The organism is candidate division WOR-3 bacterium (assembly GCA_016934535.1).
Classification (GTDB): Bacteria; SDB-A; SDB-A; order SDB-A; family SDB-A; genus JAFGIG01.
Genome location: JAFGSQ010000024.1, coordinates 50,002 through 76,215, shown reverse-complemented (window position 1 = coordinate 76,215; position 26,214 = coordinate 50,002). Strand labels below are relative to the sequence as shown.

At 45.5% G+C, this 26,214-nt stretch carries 22 protein-coding genes and 1 tRNA gene; 10 read left to right on the top strand and 13 right to left on the bottom strand.

What is annotated here, in order from left to right:
• The first annotated feature begins 150 nt into the window (after positions 1-150).
• From rho to JXL83_04740, 4 genes are all read left to right on the top strand, one after another.
• Positions 151-1,623, top strand: a complete 1,473-nt coding sequence (gene rho, locus JXL83_04755) for a transcription termination factor Rho (protein ID MBN2363423.1) — start codon at positions 151-153, stop codon at positions 1,621-1,623.
• Between the two features lie 115 nt (positions 1,624-1,738).
• Complete coding sequence (gene rpmE, locus JXL83_04750; protein MBN2363422.1) at positions 1,739-1,951, top strand: 50S ribosomal protein L31; 213 nt, start codon at positions 1,739-1,741, stop codon at positions 1,949-1,951.
• Positions 1,952-1,969: 18 nt separating this feature from the next.
• Complete coding sequence (locus JXL83_04745) at positions 1,970-4,267, top strand: TonB family protein (GenBank protein ID MBN2363421.1); 2,298 nt, start codon at positions 1,970-1,972, stop codon at positions 4,265-4,267.
• 133 nt (positions 4,268-4,400) lie between these two features.
• The gene (locus JXL83_04740) at positions 4,401-5,453 is read left to right on the top strand and encodes a hypothetical protein (protein ID MBN2363420.1); all 1,053 of its coding nucleotides are present in this window, start codon (positions 4,401-4,403) and stop codon (positions 5,451-5,453) included.
• A 52-nt stretch (positions 5,454-5,505) separates the two neighbouring features.
• On the opposite strand, the gene JXL83_04735 is transcribed toward JXL83_04740, so the two are convergent.
• Entirely contained in the window at positions 5,506-6,423 is a 918-nt protein-coding gene (locus tag JXL83_04735; GenBank protein ID MBN2363419.1) for a glycosyltransferase family 9 protein, read from the bottom strand.
• An 85-nt stretch (positions 6,424-6,508) separates the two neighbouring features.
• Here JXL83_04735 and JXL83_04730 point away from each other — a divergent pair, with 85 nt between their 5' ends.
• From JXL83_04730 to JXL83_04705, 6 genes are read left to right on the top strand one after another with little or no spacing between them, the layout of a single operon-like run.
• Positions 6,509-8,209 carry a PQQ-binding-like beta-propeller repeat protein gene (locus tag JXL83_04730; protein ID MBN2363418.1) on the top strand — a complete coding sequence of 567 codons (1,701 nt, stop codon included), beginning with the start codon at positions 6,509-6,511 and terminating at the stop codon, positions 8,207-8,209.
• A gap of 44 nt (positions 8,210-8,253) precedes the next feature.
• Positions 8,254-8,712, top strand: coding sequence for a hypothetical protein (locus JXL83_04725; protein MBN2363417.1), 459 nt, complete (start codon positions 8,254-8,256; stop codon positions 8,710-8,712).
• A gap of 9 nt (positions 8,713-8,721) precedes the next feature.
• Positions 8,722-11,046, top strand: a complete 2,325-nt coding sequence (locus tag JXL83_04720) for a S49 family peptidase (protein ID MBN2363416.1) — start codon at positions 8,722-8,724, stop codon at positions 11,044-11,046.
• Positions 11,043-12,212 carry a PatB family C-S lyase gene (locus tag JXL83_04715; GenBank protein MBN2363415.1) on the top strand — a complete coding sequence of 390 codons (1,170 nt, stop codon included), beginning with the start codon at positions 11,043-11,045 and terminating at the stop codon, positions 12,210-12,212. The genes JXL83_04720 and JXL83_04715 overlap by 4 nt, the downstream gene beginning before the upstream one ends.
• 16 nt (positions 12,213-12,228) lie before the next feature.
• Positions 12,229-12,954, top strand: a complete 726-nt coding sequence (locus JXL83_04710) for an SIMPL domain-containing protein (protein ID MBN2363414.1) — start codon at positions 12,229-12,231, stop codon at positions 12,952-12,954.
• 12 nt (positions 12,955-12,966) lie between these two features.
• Positions 12,967-14,805: a hypothetical protein gene (locus tag JXL83_04705; GenBank protein MBN2363413.1), complete on the top strand. Its 1,839-nt coding sequence runs from the start codon at positions 12,967-12,969 to the stop codon at positions 14,803-14,805.
• On the opposite strand, the gene amrA is transcribed toward JXL83_04705, so the two are convergent.
• From amrA to JXL83_04645, 12 genes are all read right to left on the bottom strand, one after another.
• The gene (gene amrA / locus JXL83_04700) at positions 14,786-15,349 is read right to left on the bottom strand and encodes an AmmeMemoRadiSam system protein A (GenBank protein ID MBN2363412.1); all 564 of its coding nucleotides are present in this window, start codon (positions 15,347-15,349) and stop codon (positions 14,786-14,788) included. The genes JXL83_04705 and amrA overlap by 20 nt on opposite strands.
• A complete protein-coding gene (amrB, locus tag JXL83_04695) occupies positions 15,346-16,185 on the bottom strand; it encodes an AmmeMemoRadiSam system protein B (protein ID MBN2363411.1) in 840 nt (279 codons plus the stop codon). The genes amrA and amrB overlap by 4 nt, the downstream gene beginning before the upstream one ends.
• The gene (locus JXL83_04690) at positions 16,178-17,650 is read right to left on the bottom strand and encodes a response regulator (GenBank protein ID MBN2363410.1); all 1,473 of its coding nucleotides are present in this window, start codon (positions 17,648-17,650) and stop codon (positions 16,178-16,180) included. Before JXL83_04690 ends, amrB begins: the two co-directional genes overlap by 8 nt.
• On the bottom strand, positions 17,650-18,354 hold the full coding sequence (locus JXL83_04685; GenBank protein ID MBN2363409.1) for a TrkA family potassium uptake protein: 705 nt from the start codon (positions 18,352-18,354) through the stop codon (positions 17,650-17,652). Before JXL83_04685 ends, JXL83_04690 begins: the two co-directional genes overlap by 1 nt.
• A 32-nt stretch (positions 18,355-18,386) precedes the next feature.
• Positions 18,387-19,835, bottom strand: a complete 1,449-nt coding sequence (locus tag JXL83_04680; protein MBN2363408.1) for a hypothetical protein — start codon at positions 19,833-19,835, stop codon at positions 18,387-18,389.
• A gap of 28 nt (positions 19,836-19,863) precedes the next feature.
• Entirely contained in the window at positions 19,864-21,150 is a 1,287-nt protein-coding gene (clpX, locus tag JXL83_04675; protein MBN2363407.1) for an ATP-dependent Clp protease ATP-binding subunit ClpX, read from the bottom strand.
• Positions 21,134-21,784 carry an ATP-dependent Clp endopeptidase proteolytic subunit ClpP gene (gene clpP / locus JXL83_04670; protein ID MBN2363406.1) on the bottom strand — a complete coding sequence of 217 codons (651 nt, stop codon included), beginning with the start codon at positions 21,782-21,784 and terminating at the stop codon, positions 21,134-21,136. Before clpP ends, clpX begins: the two co-directional genes overlap by 17 nt.
• Positions 21,771-23,045: a trigger factor gene (gene tig / locus JXL83_04665; protein MBN2363405.1), complete on the bottom strand. Its 1,275-nt coding sequence runs from the start codon at positions 23,043-23,045 to the stop codon at positions 21,771-21,773. The genes clpP and tig overlap by 14 nt, the downstream gene beginning before the upstream one ends.
• Before the next feature lie 39 nt (positions 23,046-23,084).
• A tRNA-Leu gene (locus tag JXL83_04660) sits at positions 23,085-23,166 on the bottom strand.
• Between the two features lie 55 nt (positions 23,167-23,221).
• Complete coding sequence (locus JXL83_04655; GenBank protein ID MBN2363404.1) at positions 23,222-24,472, bottom strand: ABC transporter substrate-binding protein; 1,251 nt, start codon at positions 24,470-24,472, stop codon at positions 23,222-23,224.
• Positions 24,469-25,230 carry a carbohydrate ABC transporter permease gene (locus JXL83_04650; GenBank protein ID MBN2363403.1) on the bottom strand — a complete coding sequence of 254 codons (762 nt, stop codon included), beginning with the start codon at positions 25,228-25,230 and terminating at the stop codon, positions 24,469-24,471. Before JXL83_04650 ends, JXL83_04655 begins: the two co-directional genes overlap by 4 nt.
• Before the next feature lie 49 nt (positions 25,231-25,279).
• Positions 25,280-26,212 (bottom strand): sugar ABC transporter permease, encoded by a 933-nt coding sequence (locus JXL83_04645; protein ID MBN2363402.1) that lies wholly within the window; start codon positions 26,210-26,212, stop codon positions 25,280-25,282.
• Positions 26,213-26,214 lie beyond the last annotated feature (2 nt).

Here is a 26,214-nt window from a genome sequence, read left to right as displayed (position 1 = left end):
ATCCAAAAAAATATTTATTGACAAGCGGATGATAATCATAAAAAATGTATTATCAAAACTTTGAAAATCCCGTTCTCGAGTTTTATTTCTTATAACTGATTTTTTTTCAATATTTGAAATTTTCACAAAAAAAGGAGACAACGCAGAATTATGAATACAGCGGATAACACTCAAGAAACCGCCGGAACGGCAGCCGCGGAAGAAATTAAGGTAAAAAAAAGAAGACCCCGAACTACGAAGAAAACCGCAGTCTTGACAGAAGAAAAAGCACAGGATTCGCTGCCCGAAAGCGAGACGGATGATCAAGCGCCGCAAAATAACGAATCCCTTAAGATATCGCAGGAGAAAGATCCCCAAGAACAAAAAAACGGCGGGTCCAACACTGCGTCGGCAGATTGCGAACAGGTGAGTATAAATGCCGTGACTGAACCAACTTTATATCAGGCGCAGGAAGAAGAACCCGCGGTAGAGTATCAGAAAGAAAAACCGAGAATGATCCTTAAAGACACTCTTAGAAAAGTCGAAGGCGTACTCGACGTAATTAACGGGTACGGTTTTATAAGGTTTTCCAGATACAATTATACACTCAGCCCCTACGATGTCTATGTGACGCGGAATATAATAGACAAATACAACCTCAAAATCGGGGACACAGTCCTCGGATATGCCCGTCCTCCAAAAACTAACGAAAAGAATGACGCCCTGGTATCCGTCGAACTCATTAATTTCAAAGAACCCACGGTGTCCCGCGACAGAACGATGTTCGACGATCTGACTCCTTTGTACCCTACAAAAAGACTTGTCCTCGAAAGGAATGATGAATCCGAAGACAATGTCTCCATGAGAATAATAGACCTTCTCGCGCCTATCGGAAAAGGGCAGAGAGGACTGATAGTATCTCCTCCGAAAGCCGGAAAAACAATATTTTTACAGCAGATAGCAAACTCCATACTCGCCAATCAGCCAGAATGCATACTCATCGTCCTTCTTATTGATGAAAGACCCGAAGAAGTTACGGACATGAAAAGGTCGGTCAATGCCGAAGTGATAAGTTCGACTTTCGACGAACCTTCAGAACATCACACTCAGGTCGCCAATATAGTCCTCGAAAAAGCGAGAAGACTCGTCGAGATGAAACATGATGTGGTAATTCTCCTCGATTCAATAACGAGGCTCGCAAGGGCTCACAACGCCGTAATTCCCCATTCCGGGAAAACTCTCTCCGGAGGAGTAGATTCTCTGGCCCTGCACAAACCGAAAAGGTTTTTCGGAGCCGCGAGAAACGTGGAGGAGGGAGGAAGCCTGACGATTCTTGCCACGGCGTTGATAGACACCGGAAGCAGAATGGATGAAGTGATTTTCGAAGAGTTTAAGGGAACGGGTAACATGGAAATAGTCCTGGACAGAAAAATAGCCGACAAAAGGATTTTTCCCGCCGTAGATCTTAACAAATCGGGAACCAGGAAAGAGGAACTGCTGCTTTCCGAGAAAGAACTCAAGAGAGTCTGGGTCATCAGAAAGTTCCTCAACGACCTGACACCCGTTGAAGCGATGGAAACTTTGATAAAAGAAATAAGAAAAACAAAAACCAACGACGAGTTTCTGGGTTCCATGAACGGCTGATTTTTGCCGTTTGATTTATCAAAAAAAAAGGTATAAGCTTTGAAATGAGCCAAATATTTTTGAATTGTTTGGAATAAATAATGTATCGGAATTGGTATAAAGATCAGGAGGAGAGATGAAAAAAGGGATTCATCCGAAATATCAGAAATGTACGATAACATGTGCATGCGGAAACATAATAGAGACTTTCTCAACCAGACCTTCTTTCGGCGTTGAAATTTGTTCGGCGTGTCATCCGTATTTCACAGGCAAACAGAAGTTTGTTGATACCGCAGGAAGAGTTGAAAGATTTATGAAAAAATATAGTTCTAAACAAAAAAAATCATAACGCTTTCAAGGGGGAGGCATGAAAAACTTCCGATTAGTTTGTTTCCCGGTTTTATGCGCTGTTTTGTTAGCCGTGACTGTGACGGCTGGATGCACAAAAAGTCCCGTGAAAAACCTCACGGGCGACAAAGGCGGCACATTGAAAATAGGACTAACCGGCAGTGACATACCGAGGCCAAATCAGCCCCTGCATCCTATGTTCACGGGCAGAAATCCGGTGTCCGAACAGCTTTACCTTCCTTTAATTACGAGAAATCCTGACGGAAAGCTCATACCGGCTCTCGCCGAAAGATGGGAGTTTTCTGAAGACCTGGGCGCGATAGTTTATTACATAAGAAAAGGGATCAAATGGTCGGACGGAGAGGAAGTCACCGCCCTGGACATCAAGTTTACCTACGATTTTATTAAAGACAACAAAGACATTGAAACTCCCTACAGGGTATTTCTCGAAAACATCTCGTCCGTTGAAGTCCTCGGCAAATATGTCGTAAAAGTTAATTTCAAACAGCCCTACGCCAACGAGCTCATAGACAGCGATATTTATCCGCTTCCTTCACACCTGTTTTCAGGAGTGAAGACCTGGGCTGATTTTCAAAATACAGAATTCGGGTTGAACCCTGATGCGACTGTGACAAACGGACCTTTCCTGTTGATAGAGAGAACTGCCGGCTCAGGTGTAGTCCTGGCGTATTACGAAGATTATTACAGAGGAAGACCTGCTTTCGATTCCATCGATTTCCTTTTTTTCAGGACCTCGGGAGAAATGGTCAGAGCGTTCGAAAGAGGCGACATCAACCTTGCCATGAACGTCTATCCTTCATACGCTTCGAGGCTGAACGCTTACGAAGGAGTGTCTCTGCAAATTGACCAGACGGGAAAAAGGTATTATGCCATAGGATGGTCGACCAGCGCCGAACCTTTCAATCTGCCCCGCTTCAGGTATGCCTTAACGGCCGCCATAGACAGGGAAAAAATAATTGACGAGTTTCTGGGAGGGCAGGGCAGAGTTCCGGCGACTCCTCTTTCTACAAAATTTTGGGCTCTTAATTCCAGTTTGGATCCGGTGCCTTATGACGAAGCGTTGGCAAACACGATACTTGATTCACTAGGACTTAAAGAGAGGCAATGGATATATACTTCTTACGCCGCAAAGGAATTCGAAGTGAGACCTGGAAGATTCGAGACCCGGATTGTTCCTTCAGATTCTGTTTTTGCCAGAAAATACAGCGGAGAAATATTTGTCATAAGACTCATGGCTTTTGACCAATCCGGAAAGACAATTCTCGAAAGGGTGGCCGAAGATCTCGGCAGTGTCGGACTTGTCTGTTCGGTTTACGTCACAACGGGCATAAACCTCAGCTACACACAGAATTATCTGAGATCGCAACTGCGGTTCGGCGGATATAGCGGATATATCCTCGACTATGCTTTTGTAGACGAAGGAGTCATACACCCCAAAGAAGCTTTTGGCAGCGGAGGGTCTATCAACTTCTCTTCTTTCTCTTCCCCGGAAGTTGATTCTCTTCTGAGCGAAGCGACAGTGATACTGGACAGAAGACAGGCGAAAAAAGCATGGGATAAATTTCAGAAAATATTACTGGACGAACAGCCCTACACGTTTCTTTTTGCGCCTTATGAATTGAACGTAGCGGAAAATAACCTGAAAGGTATTGAAAGCGGCGATAAAATTGCTGCGCTGTCTATTCAGGAAATGTATTACTCCGGAGGCGTTTCTTCTACAACAGCCCTTACACTTGCCGACTCTTCAGCCTTGGCTTCGTTGGGTTCGTCCGGAAATCTGTCGGTTATTGACTCGGGGATTCTGGAACTCGAGGCCGCCGGAGAAGCGCTGGAAGAAGCTTTAGCTGCTGGAGAAGAGGCCGTCGTTGACACGGCGACAACACCCGAACCGGAAGACACCACGGAAACCGCCGAAATTATAGACACGGTTTCAACCGTGACAGTCGCAGGAGCACTTATTGAAACAAACGTCGAGGATACAACGGTTTCTGTAACGGCGCCGGTTGACACTCAGCCGGCAAGAGAGATAGTGAGAACGAATCCCACGCCGGTCAGACTTCCTGTTGCGACTTTGCCCGCGGCAGTTCAGGGCATGGGTATAACGAGAGCTTTTGTCAGGGTGAACATCGGAGCCGACGGATCGGTTATCTCAGCTGAAGTGGTCGGTTCTTCGGGAAATCCGGTTGCCGACGCCGAGGCGAGAAACGCCGCCATGGGCGCGAGATTTCAACCGGCTACGGAAGACGGCACCCCGGTCGAATCGCAGACGGTTATTCCGATAAATTTCACGGAATGACAGATATGGGGTGGGCTGTATGGATTTTCGGGAATAAATGAGCTATACTTTTCTTTGAATCAGTAAAAACTGCTAAAAAATATCAGTTCGCTTAGTGCAAACTCTTGGTTTTGGTCTGAGAAATGGAGGGAAAATGGGAAAAGCTTATAAGTTGCTGCTTGATTTAGCCATCGTAATTTTAGGTGTGATGCTCGTTTTAGTCCTCGTATTTCCCCAGCAAAAAGCTCTCCGGGCGGAAATGAAATTCCGTGAGTCGAGAACGAATCTGTACACAGTTAGGAAGGCTGTCGAACATTTCATGTATGCTAAATCAGTTTCGTTTTGGGACGAAGAGAAAAAAAGCTGGATATATACTTCCGAACTGCCTGAATCCGTCGATGATTTCAGCCAATACATAAACGGTGGAATTCAGAATCCTTTCCATCAGGGAACCTCCGAAATCATGCTTTATAAAGCGGAATCTTCCGGCGTGGAAAAGAGACTGCCTCTGCCTGTTGTGTGGGACACGGCAGATGGAGGAATGTGGGTGATTGAAACACCTCAGGAAATAATTTCAATGTGGGAAAGAGCGGGTTTGGAAACAAATGTTCCCAGATTTCTCGACGATTCTACAGTCGTTTCAATTGACCCTTCCTCAGGAAGAGTAAGGTACGACGCCTGGGAAAGCGGAGACAAAACCCCCTCTCTTCTGTTTTCCATGACCCCGGACAAAAAGATCGTTCACATGGACACAATTCCTCCCGAAGCCGAAGACCAGTTCTCCGGATGGCTTTACAATTACACTGTGGCCAGTTATGTGCTGTCAAATCAACCTGAGATTCCGGGCAATTTCGACATAACCGGGACAATATTGTTAAAGTATGTATGGCCCAATCCACCCGAACTCGAGACGCGCAGAGGACAAAGAAGACCGACGCAGAGAGACAGCGCTGACGTAGAGAAGCCCTACTTGCAATATACATATTACGAATACCCTGAGAACAGTTTCAAGCCTTCTTTCATTGATAAAGATGACGACAGCGACACTTCTTGGATCGCTAACAGAACGTCAAATCCTGGCGATGTGGCTGTTTTCATCCTGCCTCCGAGATATTGCATGATTTCTTTCGGGGCAGACGGCAAACCGGTGGTTTGGGAAGATCCCGGAAAACATAAGCACATTTTGATACTCTGGCAGACAGATTAAAATAATAATCTGGCGTGAAATGAAATGGCCGCCTGTTTGAGGCGGCCGTTTTTTATTCTAACAGCCTTTTCAGAGATTCCGTCAGTGTTTTTTCCGGAACCGTAAGCGTGGGACAATTATTTTTATCGCACGTCAGAATTATCCCGTTGTATTTCCACGGGTGCCATCTCTTGAAAGAGGTGGAACCGAAGCTTGGGTAGACAGAAAAAACATTTTTTCCGAGACTGTTTGCAAGATGCAATGTGCCTGTGCTCGGGGCAATGACGAGTTTTGATTTTGCAAGGACATATCCGAGCTCGCGCAGGCATGTTTTTCCGGTCAGATCGCAGCATTTTTTTCCTAGAATTTTTTTAAGATTATCGGATGTCCCGCAGGATTCAGAGCCTGTCAAAACGACATTTTCGTCCATGTCCCGCAGAATCAAGGCAGCTTTTTCATATACTGAATCGTCGAAATTCCTGGCGCTGCCTTTCATCTGAGGCGAAATCACAACATAATCGTCAAAAGGGAGAGGCGTCTCTTTCAAATTGAAATAAACGCGCGGCTTCGGTTCTTCGTCGAAAGGGGAATCGAGGGCGTGTCTTACCAGGTCAATGTTGTACTGGACTTCATTTTTTTCTGCGTGCGATCGTTTCTGCCTGAGCCCTTTGTTCAAAATGATGAAAGAAAATGGCTTGGAAAATCTGCCGTATCTTTTTTTTGATGTTTTAAATATTCGAAAGGCTGTTTTTGCGTCAAAGTGGAACATGACGGAAAAGTCGTATTTTGTTTCTTTTAAAGATCTGTCGAATGCTGAGGAAAGAGGAACAGTTTTATCCAGGAAAGGGAAATTTTCTGTTAACACGCATAAATCGTCTCTTACGAGAGCGTCGATTTTGGAGCATGGAAACGCTTTTTTAAGCGCTTCGAAAGCCGGCAGAGTAAGTATGAGATCGCCGAGCCCATCGGTCCTTACCGCAAGAATTTTCAATTTCTACCTTTACCGCATTTTGAAATGAGCTGTTTATGATGTAAAATGTTTTATATTATATGCAAAATAAACGCAAGGAGGAATCATGTTACTGGCGTTTTTAGTACTTTTATCATTAAACGGCGGCAGAGGAGTTGTTAAAACAATCCCGGCCCCCGACTATCCTTACGGTTTAGCCTTTGACGGAGAATGTCTGTCAGAAAATTACTTACTGGGCTACATGTTCTGGCAGTTTCTAATACCAGACAATCCATACACGAGTTATAACGACAAAAAGGTCGAAGGATTGAAAAGGATAGACGACGTAAACGGGGACGGGGTTTCTGACGTAATAGCCTGCACGGAGAATTACTGGACCATTTGCCTAAACGGCGCAAGCTCAGGTTACGCAGACACATTGTGGTCTTTTAACACCGGAGTTGACGACAACAACACCGGATCCATCAGCCTGAACGGAATGTTCTCGGCTCAAAAAGCCGTCCGGATGACGGGAGACCTCAACAGCGACGGCATCTGTGATGTCGTAATATGCACGGACGGCGGCAACGAACACGTCTACGCCTTATCGGGCGACGACGGCAGTGTTATTTGGTCGTTCGGCGACGATTACAATCCTTACCTGGGAGGATTCGGCGCCGTCGACGCGAGGAGGGATTTTAACGGCGACGGAATTACGGACGTGGCCGCAGTGGCGAGCTCTAATCAGGACGGCAACGGATATAAATCTGTCTTCCTTTTTAATGGCAGCACGGGTGACAGTTTGTGGCGCCATTACATTAACATAGCGGGATTGTCTTCGGGATATTCGGTAATATCCATAGATGATGTGAACGGAGACAGCTTGCCTGAAGTTGTAGCCGGATTTGGAGGTGATGGTTCGACAAAATTTGTAAGAGCTCTCAACGGCGCGGACGGTTCATTTTTGTGGGAATTCAATCAAACTGCATCCGGCGCCAAAGAACTGCTCGAACTCGGTATTCCCGACAGCACACCTGACGTGATCGTAGCGAATTACTGGAGCGACATTTACAGGATAGACGGCGAAACGGGAGCGCTGGTGTGGCACCAGTCAATTGGAGCCGGAACGGCAGGAGTGATCCAGATCGAAATGATACCTGACGTCAATCAAAACGGCTATGACGACATACTCGTCGCGAATTTTTCTTCAGCTTCCGGAATATTCTGCCTCGAAGGCAAGGACGGTTCGACTGTCTGGTTCATGCCGACTCAGGATTACAGGAGTTACGGAGTCGTTGCTATATCCGACATAGACGGCGACGGAATCCACGAAGCTCTTGCAGGCGACCAGTCGGGAAGGATCTACATTTACTCCGGAGCAGGGGATTCACTGATATATTACGATGATCTTCCAAGCAGGATTTACACTGTAGAAAACATGGGTTCCATAGACGGAATACCGGGCGACGAAATACTCGTCGGCCTCGACAACGGACAGGTTTTCTGCTTTTCGACCGGCGAAGGACCAACTCAAGTAGAAAACCCGGTTCCTGTTCCTTTCTCTCAATTCAAAGTCTTCCGGAATTATCCGGATCCTTTTTGCTCCTTCACATCTTTTTCCTTCGATTTGCCGCAGGAGTCTTTGGTCAGTATAGAGATTTTCAATGCAACGGGCCAGAAAGTGGACGAAGTGATTTCGCGGGAAAATATGTCCCCTGGCAGGCATACAGTTGTGTACGACGGATGGAAACTTGCCCCCGGTCTTTACTTTTACAGATTCGAAGCCGGGACTTTTTATGCGACGTCAAAAATGATAAAAATAAACTGAAGTTGAATGGTACACAGAGTCAACAGTGAAAGGAAAATCCAAAAATGCCAATAAAGGTCACGTTGAACGAGAAGGACATTGAATTTTCAGGAGATGAGCTCGCTCTTCTCATAGAAATCCTAAAAAACCTCGAAGCAGACAAGACAATCGCGCAGGAGAAATTCAAAGATGTGAAAAATTTCGTCAAGTCGGTACTCAAAGCCGTCGATAAGATTCATTTCAATCTTAAAAGAGGTGATAGGCTTGTTATTTCCGGGGATGAGATATTCACCGGTCTTTTCAGGTCGCTCAGCACCCTTTATTTACGGAAAGAAATTTTCGAAAAATTCAACATCAGAATTGAAAAAATCAGCGAAAAAATCTGCTCACACATATACCTTTACGGCAATTCAGAATATGAAATGGATGAAGCGAAGAAACTGCACGAAAAGCACTGGGGTCGTCTCGATATTTCTGAGATCGGAGAAAACAGATCGGCGCCGCAGAAACAAACCAATGATTAAGGAGAAAAAATGCTTTTGACGTTTATTATGATTGTGGCATCGTTGTTCGGGGAGAATTTTTATCTGCCTTTCACAGCTGTTCCGGACGGTCCCGACGCAGGTCTTGTTAATCCTGCCGGACTCGCCGCCCAAAAAGGGGCGACTTTCAGGTTCGACGTCGCGAACACAGATTCTGCAGTCAAGAATTACGGTGATTTCTATCTGAGAGCCGGAAGCCTTTCAGGTGGCGGCTGCTGGGGTGACGTCGGCAGAGAATACCATGTCTCATACGGAACCGGAATATTGAGCCGTTACAGACTCATGGCCGGAACCACTTTCCGGAACAGCGAGGGAGAAAACCACATAGACATTGGGTTCCTGTCGAGACCGCAAAAATGGATTTCCCTGGGAGCGACAGTGAATGACGTCTTTTCCACGGAAGATCAATATGATCCTTCTTACAGGTTCGGAGCGGCGCTAAGGCCTTTCGGAGGCAATGAAAGATTCACCCTTGCGGCCGGAGGCATTTATGAAAAAGATACCGAATCGGACAGCATCCCGTTTTCAGCGGGAATTCTCGTCGAGCCTGTCAGGGGATTGAGATTGTCCGCTTTTTACGATCGCGACGAAACATTTTCGCTGGGTTTTGAAACTTCTTTCGGAAACGTCACTGCGGGGACTTCGCAATTAATGGACGAGGATGAGAGGATTTCAGGCGGATTCTCATACGTCAGACTCGACTCGAGGAATCAGTACTCGATTCTCCCTCTGCCGGCGCCAAATATAAGACTTGACCTGGGGAGAGAATACCCGGAAGACCCGGTATCTTTTTTGTTTTTCATGCCGAAAAAAGAGAGGTTCTGGACGCTGGTTGAATCCCTCAGAAAAGGGCTCGAAGGAAAACCGCCTTCCTGCATTGTCATGAAACTCGACGGCTATACGCTCGATATTGCCCAGACAGAGGAGATAATAGCTTTGGTTGAGCTTTACAAAATGAAAGGGACCAAGGTTATTGCCTACGCGAGGTATTATGACGATCTGAGTTATTACATGGCATGTGCGGCGGACCAGGTATACATATATCCGGAAGGCTACATACAGATAAACGGATTAGGCATAGCTTTTCCGTTTTTAGCGAGGGGTTTCGAGAAATATCATTTGACGGCCGACGTAGAATACATAGGAGAATACAAATCCGCAGGCGAAGTCTTCGTCAACGAAAGGATGTCAGAAGCCTGCAGGGAACAGTACACTGAAATCATCAACGACAATTGGGGGCTGTACGAAACAGCAATCGTGACATCAAGGAACATTATTTCTGATTCAGTTCTTTCTATTGTTGAAAGGGGATCGTTCAGCGCGAGAAAGGCTTTGGAGGCTGGTCTTGTAGACGGTCTTTTATACGAAGACGAATTTACCGAAATGTTGAAAGATGATTTCGGAGGGAGATTCGTCGACGCTGTATGTCTTGCGGGTATTCAATACAGAGAAGAAAGTTGGGAATACAAACCGAGAATAGCTTTGATAATCGCTGACGGAGCCATCAATACGGGTGAAAGCGGCGTGAATCCGCTGCCTGTTATAGGAGGGAAAGTTCTCGGATCGGAAACCCTTGTCAGAATCATCAGATCGGCAAGATTGAACGATGATATTAAAGCGGTTGTTATGAGAGTGAATTCACCCGGAGGAGACGCTCTCGCTTCCGATCTGATTTGGAGAGAAGTTTATTTGTGCGCTCGGGAAAAACCGTTCATAATTTCCATGGGAGGTGTCGCCGGCAGCGGAGGATATTATATATCCTGCGGAGCCGACAGGATATTCTGCGATGCCGGAACACTGACCGGATCAATTGGCGTAGTAAGCCTCAAAGTATCGTTCGGAGGAATGCTGGAAAACATAGGCGTCACTTTTGACACTGTTTCCACGTCGGAAAACGCCTTCATGTGGTCGGGATTAGTTCCGATGACCGAAGAGCAAAAGATGTTACACAAGGAAGAGGTCAGAGATTTTTACGAAAATTTCGTTCTCAAAGTCGCCGCCGAGAGAGAGCTGTCTTTTGATTCACTGAACGTCATTGCCAGGGGGAGGGTATGGTCGGGACAAGACGCCGTGGATATAGGACTAGCTGACGAGATAGGAGGGATTGACGAAGCCATGATATACGCCGCAAAATCTGTCGGTAAGGACGACTGGCTCGAAACAGAAGTGGTTATCAATCCTGGTCAAGGGTCGTTCGGCATAATGGATCTGGGCGGCGCTTTATCCATTTTCAGAATCGACCTCGGAAACATAAACGGAAACGGAAATACAATTATGTATTACGACGAATACCTGGACGGAATAGAGATCAGATGATCAATTTCGACGAACCTGTTGAAAGAAGCAACACGGGCTCATACAAGTGGGATTACGCCGAAAAGCTGTTCGGAAAACCGGGGCTTTTGCCTCTCTGGGTAGCCGACATGGATCTGCCGTGCTGTGACGAAATTGCTAAATCCTTGACCGAAAGAGCTAAACATCCTGTTTACGGATACACATTAAGATCTGAAAGTCATTTTATATCTCTTTGCAACTGGCTTGAAAGAAGGCACAACTGGGCGCCCGATCCCGGATGGTGCCTGCGCAGTCCTTCTCTGATAACCACGTTGAGTCTTTGCATAAGAGAATTTTCTGAACCGGGAGACGGAGTGATTATTCAGCCTCCCGTTTACCATCCGTTCTACGAAGTCGTAGAACTAAACGGAAGAAAACTGCTGACAAACGATCTTGAGAGGGGAGAAGACGGCAGATACACGCCCGATTTTATAGGTTTTGAAAGATTATGCAGGGAGGGAGCGAAGATATTCATTCTTTGCAGCCCCCACAATCCTGTCGGAAGGGTCTGGACGGAAAACGAACTTCGGGAAATGTCGAAAATGTGCCGGAAATACGGCGTCATAATATTATCAGACGAAATACATTGTGATCTCGTTTACGAAGGTTTCCGGCACATTCCGCTGGCTTCATTGTCGCAGGAACACTCGATGAATTCTGTGACTCTTATTTCACCGGCAAAGACTTTCAACATCGCTGGTCTTCAGGAATCCGCCGCGATTACTGAAAATCCGGATTTCAGAGAAAGATTGGCAAAACAGATTTATACTTTGGGTCTCAACATCTCGAGCATTTTCGGAACGACCGCATTTGAAGCGGCTTATTCACGATCGGACGGCTGGTACAATTACGCCAGAAAGTACCTTTCGGCAAACAGAGAAAAGGTCGTGGATTTCGTCAACACAAAAATGGATAATGCTTTTGTCTATTCCCCGGAGGCAACTTATCTGGCGTGGATAGATTTCGAAAAGACAGGTTTTTCGGAATCGGAGCTCGACGATCTGCTCATAAACAAAGCAAAAGTCGCTCTCGATCCGGGAAGAAAATTCAGTTCGCGATGCGGAAAATTCAAGCGTTTGAACTTTGCGTGTTCCGCCGGGATTTTGGAGAATGCTTTAAACAGTATTCAAAAAGCGATGCAGAAGTAGAAAAAAAGGAGGAAAAATGAAAAAAATGATTCTTGCAGTCTTTCTGATTGCGGCCGTTTCGTTGACGGCTCAGGAAAATCAATATCAGAGAACGATAACAGTCACGGGCAACGCCCAGATAGACGTCGAACCCGATGAAGTGGTGATAACTTTCGGAGTTGAGACTCAGGGAGAAAATCTCAGGTCGGCAAAAAACGAAAATGACGCCGTTGTCAGAAACCTGATAAGTGCACTCAAAAACTCAGGCATCAGCGAAAGAGACATTCAGACCAACTATCTCAGCGTTGAACCGAACTATGATTATTACGACCAACAAACCGTTTACGGATATTTCGCGAGAAAAACGATAGTTGCCACTCTCAAAGACGTTTCAAAACTCGACGCGGTGTTATCTCTGGCACTCGAAGCTGAAGTGAATTACATTCACGGCATCGATTTCCAGACTTCAAGGATTATAGAACTGAGAAATCAGGCGAGGACAGAAGCAATCAGAGCGGCGAAGGAAAAAGCTGAATTGATAGCGAGAGAACTTGGATGTCAAATCGGTGACGCTATATATATTTATGAAAACCAGACGAACTACTGGTCGTGGAACGCTGCAAATTCATGGGGTATGAACTGGGCGTCGAATTCGCAAAATTATGCTTATTACGGCAACGATGTAAGGGCAGATCAGAGCCCGATAGCCCCGGGTCAGGTAAGTGTCTATTCAAGTATATCCGTCTCTTTTGAACTTAAATAGAAGAAATTCTTATTGAGGTTTTTCGGCGGAAAAAACATCGACCGGGCACTGCCGTGTTTCCTTTTTTTGGCGGTGTCCGTCATATCGGTTTTTCCTAAAACATTCAAGGCGGACGCCGACCCTCCGCCTTTCCTGGCTCCCGGGATACCCCACGAAAGCAGGGCTGTATACTCGGACGGGCAGGCTTATACTCTGGACTCGCGGAATTTGGCGCAGTTCGGACGAATTTATCCTTACGTTGAAAAACCGCCTTTTTCAGGATTTCTTTTTTCGCCGGTTAACGGGTTTGTATCATTTTTATTATACAAAATAGCAGGTACAAACTCTTTTTCAGCAGTTTTACCGGGTTTGTCTTTCAGTCTGCTGTCAGCGCTTGCAATATTTCTTACTTTCAGAAAGACGATGAGGGGCTTCGTCGCGTCCTGTTTCGTATTGTTTTCATACCCTCTGGCAATATACGGCAGGACGCCGGTGGCCGAAAATGCTTCAACTTGTGTTTTGATGTTTGCAGTACTTTTTCTGGTAAATAAAAAATATTTATTGGCGGGAATTTTCACCTCCGCCGCTTTTTTATTTGCTAAAATACACGCCGTAAGTTTTTTGCCCGCCGCGCTTGTTTATTTAGCTGTTAAAGACAAAAAATCGCTCATAAATTATTCAGCAGGCCTGACTGTCGTCGCAGCTCTTTGGTTTGTTTTCCTGTATTTACCGTTTAAAGAAATGTTCAATTCATATTTTCTGTCAGGATTGAGATCCGTCGCCGAAAATCAAAAAACGGACGTTTATCTGTTTTTTTACAGACTTTTGGGGACGGGAATGCCCGACCTGACTTTTTCAACTCCGTTCGTCATATTTTCGGGATTTTTGGCGGCTGCTTTCATTTCCCGACAAAAACGGATAGGTGACATGCAGTTTCTGACCTTGTGCTGGATAGCATCTCTCATATCGTTTTACGCCGTATTCAGCTCGTACAGGCCGGCGAGATTTCTTCTCTATTTCGTTTATGTTGCGGCTATTCTGGTTTCCTCATTCGGGGAGCATCGGGAAGAGGGGATATCGAAAGGTAAACTATGCACGGTTCCTGTTTTACTGTTTTCACTTTTTTTTTCGTATCAGTTCATGGCCTTTTCTCTCAGGATTGTAAAATTACCTCTTCTGATAGTGTCAATAGCCATGTCGGGGGCAATTGTTATTTTGACGCGCTATTCAAACAGAAAGTCTGTTAGGTTCATGCCGTATTTGATAGCATTGATATGCCTTCTTCATATTTTCTGCGACAACTGCCGGCTCTTTTCGTGGCTGTTGTCTCCGATGCGATCTGCAAAAGGCGCGTCATTTGAAATTGAATCCATAACCGGAGAAAAAGCTCTCATTGCCGGTTCTCTGGCGCCGGCTCTCACACTTGGAACAGAGATTAAATCTTTGGCCGCGTTTGAATGGATGATCGACAGCGGTCTTATCGAAGAATACGGAGTGACACACGTGATTGTCGGCAGTTTTGATTCATCTGGTCTTTCGGATTATCTTTCGCGCAGCGCTCTCGTGCTGAGACCATTTGTGGTTGGAGGCGACTGCTACACGCTTTATTTAACAGGAAACGACAGCTACGATTTGACGTGTTATGAAAAATCACGCCTTTTTCTTCAGGAGGAGAAGGTGGATATGGCAGTCTTTTACCTGAAAAAATACCGTGAAGTAAACGTTGGATCTTCGAGCGCATGGTTGCTCGGAGCTTATATTGCTCAAAGGACAGGTAACAGCGAGCTGGTTCGCCGTATGATTTCAGAAGGCATCAAAACGAACCCGGACGATGCATTTTTGGTTTCTCCTGTCAATTACCGGATTCACTGAAAACCTGAGCGCTGAATTTGAAAATTTCGACGCCGGGAGATTTCCATGATTTGGCAGGGAGTCCGGCTTTCATACAGGCGTGATCGAGGAAGGTTTCTCTGTCCCAGCACCATTCTACGGCTACTTGAGGGAGAAGCAGCCCCTGACGAAGTCCTTTTTTTATTATCAATCCGTCTTTGCCGACAGTCACATCGCCGGGGTCTGAGATTATTTCAGGCGGGGTCAAAACTGATATTTCAATTTCAATGGAGTCTGTCTCCTCTTTAGTAACAGGATGAAATCTGGGGTCTTCCCGCGATGCTGCCAAAGTCATTTCAACAACTGCCTTATTGAGAGGAGCGACGCCGATTACGTATCCTATACAGCCCCTGAGTTCGCCATTTTTGCGTAAAGTGACGAAAATGCCCCTCTTTTCAGAAAGCTCCCCCAACGGTTCGGGAAAGGCGGGTATTGATTCACCCTGCGCGGAAGCTTCCAGCGTGGCTCTCGCCGCTTTCAGAAGAATTGTCTGTTCTTTGGAACAGAGAAAACTGTATTCGTTCATTTTATTACAAAAGAGGAGTAGCCGACGACGTATCCCGCCGAAGAAAAAGGCGATTCTGCCGAATTTGCCTTTCCGGCAAGAAATATCTCTTGTTTTGAGCTTTCGAGAGCTTTCATCACAGCTAAAATCGGGCCTATGCCGCAACCGGCGTGCTCGGAAGCTTTTGTGCCCCTCGCCAGTATTTCAGAGACGAGAGTCAGATTGTATTCTGAAATTGCCTGGATCAGTTCTGAATCGCTGTTCAGGCATTCAGAAAGCGAATAGCCGTGATAAAGGTCACTGCTGGCTACCAATATTCTGTCCTCTCCGGCGAAAGGCTGCAACGTTTCACCTAAAGCCGCGCAGAATTCAGGAGATTGATTACCAACGGCGACAGGAACCAAGCTGAATTGATTTTTAAATATGTGCTGAAAAAAAGGCAATTGGACTTCTATGCTGTGTTCGGTAAGATGCGGGAGTTCACTGTCGTCAAAAATTGAAGCGTTTTCCAGAAGAGATTGAGCGAGCGTTTCGTCCACGGATACCAGACCTAACGGAGTTTTCCACGAGCCGGAGCTGAACACGGAAGCTTTTTTGGATGCGAATCGGTGGCAAGGAGCGAGAATGATAACGGAAGGATTTTTGTATTCCTTGGGATTTATCTCGTCTACTGCCTTGGCCGTTGTCGAACCTGAAAAAGGATAACCCGCGTGCGGCAGGACGAGACCCAAAACTTTGCCCTTTTGTCTGGAGGAGCCTGCGCCGGAGAAAATCTCGGAGAGAGTTTTTTCCAGCGACGGTTTGTCACCAGGGTAAAACTGGCCGGCGACGGATGGTTCCCTGATTTTTTTATGCATTGAGATTTTCGGATAACTTTGTATTGGATATTTGCGATACGAACATGTTTACAATTTTCGGGTCGTAAAATCTTCCGGCACCGTCTTTGATTGCCGAAATTGATTTTTCCATAGTGTATCTTTTCATGTAGAGGACGAAATCGGAAACCACACGCAATATTCTTCCAGTCTCCGGTATGGAACTCCCTTTAATTTTATTTTTTCCGGTTCCGTCGAAGTTTTCCTGGCAGAGAAGTATGTAGCTGAGAGGTTCGGACAGAAATTCAAGATTGGATATCAGGCCTATTAATTTGTCTGTCGCCTGATTGAGATTTGAAAGACCCGGAATGGAAATGCCGAACAGCATGAAAAGCGTTGCGTATCTGAGCTGACGGAGACATTTTTCGTCGACCGAAAGTTCTCGCGCTATGTCTACGGCAATGTTTGCCGATTTCTGCTGAAAGTTTTTACTGATGCCGAAAGTCTCCGTCAGCGACAGAACAAAGGACATGATTTCGAGATCTTTTTTCTTGATCGTCTCAAAGAACTGAGAATTCTTTATTGAGAGAGATATAATGCTCGATGCCGTGGATACGAGAGAAATAAATTTCATGTCCGTATCGACCTTCTTTTCGTTGTATAAGACGCCGACGAGTCCGAAGGGTTTGTCCGCGCCAAGAAGCTGAGCGACGGCGAGAACTGAAATTTTTCTGCCGGATCCGGGAGAGTAGTCAAAAACAACCACGGGGGACTGTTTTTCCTTAAAAATGATGTCGAAAGGAGGAGAAGAAAGGTCCAGATTCATGCCTTTTGGGAACGCTTCTTCGGTTTGATGGGCGTTTCTGACCGTCAGAGTGTTGTCGAATTCACTGAACCAGGAAAGAAAAGCTCCGTCGGCGTCTAGGGTCATGGCGAGGATTTTAGGAATGACCTTTATCAGCGAAGCGATACCGAAGCTTTCACTGAGGATGTTGGAGAGTTTCTGTAGTTTATTCAGCTCTTCTATTCTGATTTCGAGATTTGTTTCGAGAAGATTCTTCTGCCTGACCAGTGTTTCGTTGCGTTCCTGCAGTTCCTTCAGGAGCCATTCTTTTTCGGCCTTGAATCTTCGCTGATCGAGGGCGTTTCTGACAACGACTTTCATTTCGTTTGCGTCGAAAGGTTTGTTTATGTAATCGTAAGCTCCTTCCCGGAGGGAAGCAATGGCTGAATCCACTGACGTGAAACCCGTCATCATGACAAAATAAATCTGGGGATCTATTGATTTGGCTTTTGAAAGGACTTCTATACCGTTCATTTTAGGAAGTTTTATGTCGCAAACGACTATATCGGGTTTGAATGTTTTTATCACTTCAAGAGCGTCTTCTCCCGTAAAGACGGTTTTGACCTGGCAATCGAGAAGAGGGTCGTTTTCGATTATCTTTGAAAGGAAAGATGCCAGTGTTTCTTCGTCGTCTACAACAAGAACTTTGTTTGTTTTCGGCATTATATCCTCGAGAAGCTCTGTAAATCTTCGTCCTTGCCCAAAAGCGTCACGGTATCGTTTTTATCGAAGACGGTTTCGGGATCCGGCGAAATGTTTGTCGATTTGTCGGGTTTTTTGACCGCCAGGACATTGACGTTGTAATTGTTTCGAAGACCTAGTTCTTTTATGGTTTTGCCGATGAAAGATTTAGGTGTCCTTACGTCTACAATGGAGTAACCCGGAGTGAATTCTATGATCTCCTGAAAACCCGGAGATGATAGTTTGTTCGCGAGTCTCCGGCCGGAATCTATTTCCGGAAGAACCACTTCGTCGGCACCGATTTTCTTGAGTATTTTTTCGTGAGTGAAGTTTCTTGCTTTTGCGATTATTTTTTTGACGCCAATTTCTTTCAAAAGCATGGTCGTTAAAATGCTGGTGGCCAGTTCCTGCGCGAAACTGACGATGACTATGTCCGTGTATTGAAATCCCGATTCCATGAGCGTTTTCTGGTCGGTGGCGTCGCCGATGACTACGGCTTCGGCGAGATTCTGAAGAGGAGTCAACGATTCCTCGCTTTTGTCGAGAGCGATAACCCTCGCGCCATTGCGAACAAGGCTTTCGGCAATTGAAAATCCGAAACGCCCTATTCCAATTACACCGAAATACTTGTAATTCCCTGCATTATCCATAGCGTCTATTCTAATAGCAAGATATATCAATTTCAACACATAATTTTTTGATAGATAAAAAATCCGGTTCAGCCTATCGGCATGAATCCTTTAACGAAATTTATGTTCTTCGATTTCGTTCTTTTGACGAGAGCGGCTCCGAAAGTCAGAGGACCGAGTCTGCCCATTATCATTGTCGCCACTAGAAATAGCTTACCCACACCGGAGAGATCAGCCGAAAAAGAGCAAGTGGGATAAATTTTTGATCCGAGTGACAAACCTACGGTTCCAAAAGCTGAAATTATCTCGAACACCAGTTTGTAAATGATTCTTTCGCTCGAGAAACTCGGATTGAAAAGCTGTATCAAAATAAAAATAATGATTATCCAGAGAATAGACAGAGTGATCAGGGAAAAAGCCCTGAATATCTGAACGGAAGGTATGTTTCTTTTCATTATTGAAATTTTTTCACGTCCCTGAAGAGAAGCTATCAACGTGGAGATAGCCAAAGCGACTGTTGAAATTTTTACACCGCCGCCGGTACTTCCTGAACCGGTGCCCACGAACATGAGCAACATGATTATGATAAGTGAAGTGTTCGAAAATATGTTCAGTTCGATCGAATTGAAACCCGCGGTCCTGGGTGTGACAGATTGGAAAAATGCCGAAAGAAACCTTTCAGAAAAGGAGAATTGGCTGATCCAGAATTCCTGAAGAAAGAAAAAAATAAAAGGAACGGCAATCATGACGACGTAAGCAAAAAGAATGAGTTTCGTGTATGGAATAAGAACCGGTCTGGGAAGTTTATCATTTCTTGAAAACAGTTTCATGAACTTAAGATATAAATATTTTTTGAGGTCGAGAAGCACGACAAAGCCGACGCCTCCTGCAATCACCAGGGCGGAAACGGTGAAAACAACAGCCGGGTTTGCCCTGAATCCTACGAGACTGTCTGAAAAAGAAGAGAATCCGGCATTGCAGAAAGCGCTGACACTTTGAAAAAGAGCGTGACCCAAGCCTCGAACGAATCCGAATTTTGGGACAAACACGAATGAGAGAGCGAGGGTTCCAAGGAATTCGAAAAACAAAGTGATGAGGATTACTCTTTTAGAAAATCTTCCGAGTCCGTATATGTTTTGACTGGCAAGGGATTCTTTCATTATCAGTCTTGGATAAACCGTAACTTTGCCTCCGAGTGAAATAATCAAAAAACTGGCGAAAGTCATGTAACCGAGAGCTCCGATCTGAATGAGTAGTAAAATTACTGTTTTTCCGAAAAGGGTCCATTTGACTGCGGTGTCCTCGACTATCAGTCCTGTTACGCAAAGCGCGGATGTGGAAGTGAAGACACAATTGATGAAAGAAGTTCCGTCACCGAAGTGAGAAAACGGGAAGCTGAGGAGGAAAGCTCCCAGAAAGATAAAAAAAACGAAGCCGGACAGAAGAGCGCGGTTTGGAGTAAGGTGTTTTTTCACGTAAAGCGTTACTCTGAGAGCGAAAGGAAGGTATGCCGTTTTTCTTGTAAATGATTTTTTCATTGCAGGAAAAGAGTTGCCGGTTTTTTTTTCACTGAGAAGAAGCCTTTCTGGTGAAAGAATACACGGGAGCGGTTTTCTTTGTCAGTACGTCTTTAGTTATCAGGCATCTTTTCAGATTTTTGTTTTTTTTAAGGTTTGGAATATCGAACATTATATCGAGCATGGTCTGTTCAATTATCGATCTAAGACCTCTGGCTCCTATTTTCTTTTTTACGGCCATGTCGCAGACCTCCTCAATTGCGTCGTCCGTGAAAGAAAGTTCCACGTTTTCGATTTTTGCGAGTTCTTTGTACTGTTTCAAGACGGCGTTTTTTGGTTCGAGCAGTATCTTTTTCATGGTTTCCTTGTCGAGGTCCTGAAGAGGCGCTATTATTGGAAATCTTCCTACAAATTCAGGTATCATTCCGTATTTGACTAAGTCGTCCTGTTCTACGAAAGCTCTCGCGCCGAGGGAATTTGAAGCGTCCGGGTAGATCTCGTGAGAGAATCCGGAACTTTGTTTGTTTTTCATAAAACCAAGAGTGTTTTTACCCATGTGCTTTTCAATTATTCCTTCAATTCCGTCAAAAGTACCTCCGCATATAAAAAGGACATTGGAAGTATTGACAGGAAGGAACTGCTGTTCGGGATGCTTTCTTCCTCCGTACGGCGGGATATTGGCTATGGTCCCTTCTACAAGTCTCAGAAGTGCCTGCTGTACGCCTTCTCCAGACACGTCCCTGGTTATTGATCTGTTTTCGCTGAGTCTGCTGATTTTATCTATTTCGTCTATGTAGACGATGCCTTTTTCAGCTTCGCCGATGTTGTAGTCGCAGGCTTGAAGGAGTCTTGTTATGACATTTTCTACGTCTTCTCCCACGTAACCCGCTTCCGTCAGGGTTGTTGCGTCGGAAATGGCGAATGGGACATGTAGGATGTTGGCGAGGGTTTTAGCTATGAGTGTTTTTCCGGAACCTGTCGGTCCTATAAGTATTATGTTGCTTTTCTCGATTTCCACTTCCGACTCTCGCATTGCGCTGACTATTCTTTTGTAATGGTTGTAAACCGCGACTGAAATTACTTTCTTGGCGTAGTCCTGACCTATTACATATTCATCCAGTTGGGATTTTATTTCTGCCGGAAGCGGTAATTCGATGTGCCCCGCGCCGAACGCGGGCTGTTTTTCACGGGCTTTAAAAATAGATTCGTACAGAAGTTTTACGCAATTTACGCAAATGTAAGCGTTCTTTCCGTGAATCAGGTAATTTCCTATGTTCTCTCTGGAATTGCAGAAAGAACATGTCTTGCCGAAATCGTCTTTAACCCTCTTTTTCATCTTTGGGCTCTTTATTGTTCTCGAGTTCTTTTGCTCTTGAGAGGATCACTTCGTCGACGATGCCGTAATCTTTGGCTTCTTCGGCGTTCATCCAGTAATTTCTGTCCGAATCAACGGATATTTTTTCCTTAGGCTGTCCGGTGTGATAGGAGAGGATGTTTTCGAGTTCTTTTCTGAGTTTCAGTATCTCTCTCGCTTCGATCTCAATATCCACCGCCTGTCCCTGAACACCGCCCCACGGCTGATGTATCATTATTCTTGAATGAGGAAGGGCGTACCTTTTGCCTTTTTTGCCTGTAGCAAGCAGAACCGCAGCCATACTCGTAGCCTGTCCAAGGCAAGTTGTTGAAATGTCGGGTTTTATGAATCTCATCGTGTCGTAGATGGCAAGCCCCGAGGAGATGTTGCCTCCGGGGGAATTTATGTAGAGATTTATGTCTTTTTCAGGATCGTCGGCTTCGAGAAACAAAAGCTGAGCGACCACTGCGTTCGCCACGTTGTCATCAATGGGGGATCCTATGAATATTATTCTGTCTTTGAGAAGGCGCGAGTATATGTCGTAAGCCTGTTCTCCTCTCGAAGTCCTTTCTATGACAAGGGGGATGACATATGATTGGTTTTCATTCCGGTTCATTTTCGCGAACCTCCTTGACCGTTATTAGTTCTTTTATTTTTTCGAGCGTTTTTCTTCTCTTGACTTTCCAGTATACGTCTTTGACAAATTCCGGATCGTCGAGTTTGTTCTTGATTGCCGGTCTGCTCAATTTATCGTAACCGACTTCATTTGATATAGCCATTATCAGGTTTTCCCTCAGTTCTTCGTCAGGAATTTCTATGCCGTGTTTTTCTGACAAATGATCGAGGATTATGTTTTGTTTCGCTCTTTTTCTCGCCGAATCTTCTATTTCGGACCGAAGGGTTTCCCTGCTTTTGTCGATTTTCAGATGTTTTGTCAGCAGGTCCAGCATGTTTTCGATCTCGTTCTCGACGAGAGTTGAGGGAACCTCAAAAGAATATGATTCCTCGAGGATTTTCAGTATGTTGTTTTCGAAGTCAGCCTCGCTTTTAACTGCCACATCCTCTTCAAGTTTTTTTTCGACGTCGTTTTTCATTTCAGCAATGTCTGAATAATTAAACTCTTTCGCGAGGTCGTCGTCCAGTTCGGGCAGAGTTTTTTCTTTTATCTCTTTGATTTCGACTCCGAAAACCAGTTTTTTCCCTCCGTATTTAGAGTCATCTTCCGGGACAGTGAACTCAAAAGTGAAATTTTCGCCCTTTTTTCTGTCAGTCAGATTTTCGTAAAAACCTTTCCAGAAGGCATTTTCGTTAAGCCCTATCATTCTGTCTTTGAAGGATAGTTCGGAAACCGTTTCTCCGCTTTCATCCCGGACTGTAAAATCGCACTGGACGAAATCGTCTTTTTTTGAAACTCTTTCCACGGATGAGAGAAAAGAAGATCTTTCTCTTATCAGGTCTAGTCTTTCCTTGACAAGCATTTCGGAAGCCGAATAGACAGGTTTATCAACTTCGATTGATTCAAGAGGGACTTCTTCAATTTCCGGCAGGACTTCAAAAGTAATAGTGAAACTGAGCATGCCGTTTTCGATTTTGACGTTTTTTTCTTCTATTCTGCCGAGGGGTTTGAGATTCTCCTGCTCGATCGCATTGCGCGACAGATTTTCTATGGCGCTGTTAAGACTCGTCTCGGCTATGTCGTCACCGAACATTTTTCTGACTATTGACAGCGGAACCTTTCCTTTTCTGAAGCCGGGGAAGCTCCTGTTCGCTGCTATTTCGGCTATTATCTTTTTTTCTTCCCTGTCTATTATTTCGGAAGATTCCTCGATTTGAAGGTTTCTTTTAACCGAAGACGCTTTTTCAACTACAACTTTCAACATATCCTCCATTTTTCAAAAAGAGATGGATCAAACAATTGCGAGAGAGGGGAATCGAACCCCTACCCCGAAAAGGACTGGATCCTAAGTCCAGCGCGTCTGCCAGTTCCGCCACTCTCGCAGAGAAATGAATTATATCATTATTTAGCCGTCTGTAAAAATGAAACAGTTAAGCTCTAAAAATCCTCGAGAAGGTCATGTCTCAGCTTGTCGGCACCGGTACGAAGGCTCTTTTCGGGAGAAGCAACTCCTCTCAGGGCGTATTCAATAGACTGCGACAGATATATCCTTCCGGAAAACCACGCGCCTGTTTTTGGTTCAGCCACGGCAGAGGCCATTTTACGGTAAACCGATTCGGCGCCGTGAATTTCCGACAGGAAAGCTTTCATCTCGTCTGTTTCGAGCGAGCTTTCGCGGGTTGGAATGTAACCTGTGTTTACGGACCAAACCGCCTGGACTTCAGGGGAATTGAACCATTTTATGAATTCCCACGCAGCGACTTGTTGTTCCGGGGAGGCTCCTGAAAATATTATTATGTTGGTTCCCGATATCACGCTGACGTCATTGCCTCCGGAAGGAGGGGGAAGTGTTGAAATTCCGATTCTGAAAGAAGGCGCCTTTTTTGCCATGAAAGAATACGAGACCACGCTTCCCCACATCATGAGCGCTCTACCCGTTACGAATTCGTCCTGACCCTCGTATCCGGTTCCCAGATAGCAAGTCCCGGAGTCGTCGAGAAGCCGGACGAGTTGTGACAAAAGGTCAACCGACGTGCTGTTGTCGAAAAGGACCGCACCTGTGCTTTCGTCAAAAAGCGCTCCGCCTCTTTGAAAAAGGGCGGTCTCAAAAAACCACGTGTTCGAAGGCAGGGCAAAAGCGTAGCGTCCTTCTTCTGGGGATGTATAGAGAGAGCAGACGCCGAGTAGTCCCTCCCATGTTGAAGGAAAAGGAATGCCTAGAGAGTCGAAATAATCCAGATTGTAAAACAGGACTCCAAGGCTTTTGTTGAACGGCATGCTCCAAACAGTGTCTCCCCATGTGTTGTTGATCCATACGGGCGCGAAATAATCTTCAATTTCACTCTGCGAATAGCCGGCGTCGGAATTAATAAAAGCGTTAAACGGGACTATTGCACCCGCTTGCCTGAACTGGTCGGTCCACGACTCGTAACTTTGAGCCATGACCGGAGGTTTACCGGCCATAACGGAAGCCATTAATTTCTGAGCGAGAGCGCCGTAATTGCCGACTGAAGACGCGACGACTTTTATTTCCGCGTGTCTGCTGTTAAAATCCTCAACGAGGCTGTCGAGAACCGTTCCCAGTCTACCTCCCATGGCATGCCAGAAAGTGACTGTGACCCTGCCGCGAGAACCGTTTGTACAGGAAATCCCGGTGAGCAGACAAATGATGAAAAATAGTTTTTTCATTCTTTAAGTCCGGATCTCGTAAAACTGTTTATTATGTGTTTTTGAGCGAACAAAAAAAGTATTATCAGCGGTAATGCCGTGAAAGCCGCGGCGGCGGAAAGAAGAGTGTAGTCGGTGCTCTGTTCTTGTGTGAAATAAGCCAGTCCGACCTGGATGGGGCGCAGATTTTTCGAATTGGTAACGACGAGAGGCCAGAGGAAACTGTTCCATGAACTGACTAAGGAGAATATTGAAACCGTAGCCAAAGCCGGCTTGATAAGAGGAACGACTATTTTCCACAGGTAGCCGAACCTTCCGCAGCCGTCCATTCTCGCGGCGTCCCAAAGTTCTGAAGGTATCGTCTTCATGTGCTGGCGTATCAGAAAGACGGAGAATACACTGACTGTCCAGGGGACGATGAGAGCGGCGTAAGTGTCAATCCACTTCATGTAAGTAAGTATCAGGTAGCCTGGAATTATGTAAACCGGCATGGGAATCATCATTGTCGCCAGAAAAAGAAGAAAGACTTTTTCCTTGCTCTTGAATTCAAAATTGGAAAATGCGTATCCCGCCATGACAGACGTGATAAGATTTCCCGCCAGTATCAGGAATGCGACGAGCGCGGTGTTGAAAAAATACCTTATCCATGGGACCTTGGTCCATGCTTCCCTGAAATTGGAGAGAGTGAATTCCGACGGGATCCATGTCGGAGGGACGGTTATGGCTTCGGAAGGTGTTTTAAAAGCGGTCACTATCATCCAGTAAAAAGGCAGAACCATGGAAACTGCCCCTGCGGCTAAAACAGTGTAAACGATAATGGTTTTAGCTTTAACCGTAGAATACCTTTCTTTCGGAATATTTTTTTTGAACGGCCGTCAGAACGAGAAGTAGAGAAAACAAAATAAACGCAGTGGCGCTGGCCGCTCCGAATTTGAAAAATTGAAAAGCCTTTTCGTAAAGATAAAAAACAACTACATTCGTGCTGTCCAGGGGTCCTCCGGCGGGAGGCCCGGTCATGAGCCAGACGGGAGCGAAGACCTGAAAAGAGCCGATCGTGGACATTATGAAAACGTAAAAAGTAGTCGGAGACAGAAGAGGCAGAGTGACGTGCCTGAAAGTGCGCCATGCGCCTGCTCCGTCCAATCTCGCGGCTTCGTAATATGCCTGTGGAATTCCCTGAAGCCCGGTCAGAAAAATCAGAACGTCGTAACCCAGATTTTTCCAGACGGACATCGCGGCTAGGCTGACAAGAGCGAGAGAAGGACCTTTTATCAGATAAGGCAGGTTCCGTCCAGCCGCGATCTCGAAAATGCCCCTGTATTCTCCGAGCCAGGCCGGACCCGTTATGCCGAAAATAGAGAGAAAAGAATTTATGAGCCCGACTCTCGGATGATATATCCATTTCCAGATGACTGAGACGGCGACTATGGAAGTTACGACAGGTAGGTAATAGACGACGCGGAAAAATGCCCTGCCTCTCGTAACTGAATTTAATAAAACGGCGAAAAGCATTGAAATAGCTATCGAAAAAGGAAGACTGAAAAGAGTATAGTAAACCGTGTTGATGAAAGACTGCCAGAAAAGAGAGTCCGTAAGAACGGAAACGTAATTACCTAAAAATATGAACGCGTTCGGTCCCGCCATGTTCCATTTGAAAAAGCTGACGATGAATGACAGGACTATCGGAAAAACCTTGAACACGACGAGCACAGAAAGAGCGGGTAGGAGATAAAGCCAGTGGGATTTATTTTTAAAAAACACCC

Coding starts and splice junctions, on each gene's coding strand:
- JXL83_04725 (MBN2363417.1), top strand. CDS start 8,254: ATGCCAATAAAGGTCACGTTGAACGAGAAGGACATTGAATTTTCAGGA.
- rpmE (MBN2363422.1), top strand. CDS start 1,739: ATGAAAAAAGGGATTCATCCGAAATATCAGAAATGTACGATAACATGT.
- JXL83_04715 (MBN2363415.1), top strand. CDS start 11,043: ATGATCAATTTCGACGAACCTGTTGAAAGAAGCAACACGGGCTCATAC.
- amrB (MBN2363411.1), bottom strand. CDS start 16,185: ATGCATAAAAAAATCAGGGAACCATCCGTCGCCGGCCAGTTTTACCCT.
- JXL83_04730 (MBN2363418.1), top strand. CDS start 6,509: ATGTTACTGGCGTTTTTAGTACTTTTATCATTAAACGGCGGCAGAGGA.
- JXL83_04745 (MBN2363421.1), top strand. CDS start 1,970: ATGAAAAACTTCCGATTAGTTTGTTTCCCGGTTTTATGCGCTGTTTTG.
- amrA (MBN2363412.1), bottom strand. CDS start 15,349: ATGAACGAATACAGTTTTCTCTGTTCCAAAGAACAGACAATTCTTCTG.
- clpX (MBN2363407.1), bottom strand. CDS start 21,150: ATGAAAAAGAGGGTTAAAGACGATTTCGGCAAGACATGTTCTTTCTGC.
- JXL83_04720 (MBN2363416.1), top strand. CDS start 8,722: ATGCTTTTGACGTTTATTATGATTGTGGCATCGTTGTTCGGGGAGAAT.
- JXL83_04710 (MBN2363414.1), top strand. CDS start 12,229: ATGAAAAAAATGATTCTTGCAGTCTTTCTGATTGCGGCCGTTTCGTTG.
- JXL83_04680 (MBN2363408.1), bottom strand. CDS start 19,835: ATGAAAAAATCATTTACAAGAAAAACGGCATACCTTCCTTTCGCTCTC.
- JXL83_04655 (MBN2363404.1), bottom strand. CDS start 24,472: ATGAAAAAACTATTTTTCATCATTTGTCTGCTCACCGGGATTTCCTGT.
- rho (MBN2363423.1), top strand. CDS start 151: ATGAATACAGCGGATAACACTCAAGAAACCGCCGGAACGGCAGCCGCG.
- JXL83_04740 (MBN2363420.1), top strand. CDS start 4,401: ATGGGAAAAGCTTATAAGTTGCTGCTTGATTTAGCCATCGTAATTTTA.
- JXL83_04690 (MBN2363410.1), bottom strand. CDS start 17,650: ATGCCGAAAACAAACAAAGTTCTTGTTGTAGACGACGAAGAAACACTG.
- JXL83_04650 (MBN2363403.1), bottom strand. CDS start 25,230: ATGGTTCTGCCTTTTTACTGGATGATAGTGACCGCTTTTAAAACACCT.
- clpP (MBN2363406.1), bottom strand. CDS start 21,784: ATGAACCGGAATGAAAACCAATCATATGTCATCCCCCTTGTCATAGAA.